Below are 1,072 nucleotides of genomic sequence, written 5' to 3'. Positions count from 1 at the left end.
AGCGGGCCGCGCGAAATCATCGACGAGATCGCGCGACGCTTCCCGCTGCAGACCGCCCCCCAGGCGACGCCTGAGGGGCCGCCTCAGAGTTCCTCGCCCAGGTAGTCGCTCACCGTTCGCGGCCATTGCGGATCATCCATGATGCCCAGCACCGCGCGGCTGATCGGCTCGCGCAGCGGGCTGCCACTGCGCACCAGGAAGCCGTAGCTCTGGTTCTCGAAGGTGCCGGGCAGCACTTGCAGGCGCGCACCGACCAGCTCGCGGTTGCGGTATTGCAGGATGGGTTTGTCGTAGACGATGGCGTCGGCCTCGCCCTGCTGCACGGCCTGCAGCGCCTTGCCCAGGCTCGGGTAGTCGCTCTGGCGAATGCGCTGCTCCTGCAGCCAGTGCGAGCTGGCCGTGCGCTGCACGCTGGCGACATGCGCGCCTTGCAGGTCGCCAGGGCCCTGGATGGCGCCCTGCAGATTGCTCACGGTCAGGGCCGTGGTCATTGCTGCGGTGAAGGTCGAGACCATGATCAGTGCGGCGAACATCCACACCACCGCGACCAGCCGGCCGCCCAGCGTCACCGGCGACTTGTCGCCGTAGCCGACGGTGGTCATGGTCACGGCAGCCCACCAGAAGCCATCGCCCAGGCCGCGCACCGGCTCCTCGGGAAACTGCTCGCGGTTGCGCCGGCGCTCGAAGAACCAGATCAACGCCCCCACCAGCATCAGCACGGCGGCCAGGCCCAGCACCACGCTGATGAACCGCCAGGAGAACAGGCGCTTGAAGGTCGTCCACCAGCCCGCCGAGGCGGTGGCCGGCACCGCGATGGCGAGGCCGGTGAAGTAGAACGGATGGGTGAAGTCGAAGCGCGCCTCGCGCTCGGGGGTCATGGTCATCGCCCCGACCACGACATCGACCTTGCTCTGCTCGAGACTGTCGAGCAGGCGATCGAAGGGCATCGCCTCGTACTGGAAGGCATAGCCGTTCTTTTCGGCGATGGCATTCCACAGATCGATGCTGATGCCACTCCAGCTGCCGTCGTCGTGCTTGATCACGAACGGCGGCACTTCGGTGATGCCGACCC

General features: G+C 67.4%; 1 protein-coding gene. It reads right to left on the bottom strand.

All coding sequences use genetic code 11. The features are described 5' to 3' along the window. Positions 1-83: 83 nt before the first annotated feature. Positions 84-1,072, bottom strand: a 989-nt coding sequence (locus J0A65_RS23885; protein ID WP_232850126.1) for a transporter substrate-binding domain-containing protein, incomplete at its 5' end; no start/stop codon positions are given.

The sequence above is a fragment of the Bowmanella yangjiangensis genome (assembly GCF_017255015.1).
Classification (GTDB): domain Bacteria; phylum Pseudomonadota; class Gammaproteobacteria; order Enterobacterales; family Alteromonadaceae; genus Bowmanella; species Bowmanella yangjiangensis.
This window is presented reverse-complemented; position numbering and strand designations above follow the sequence as displayed.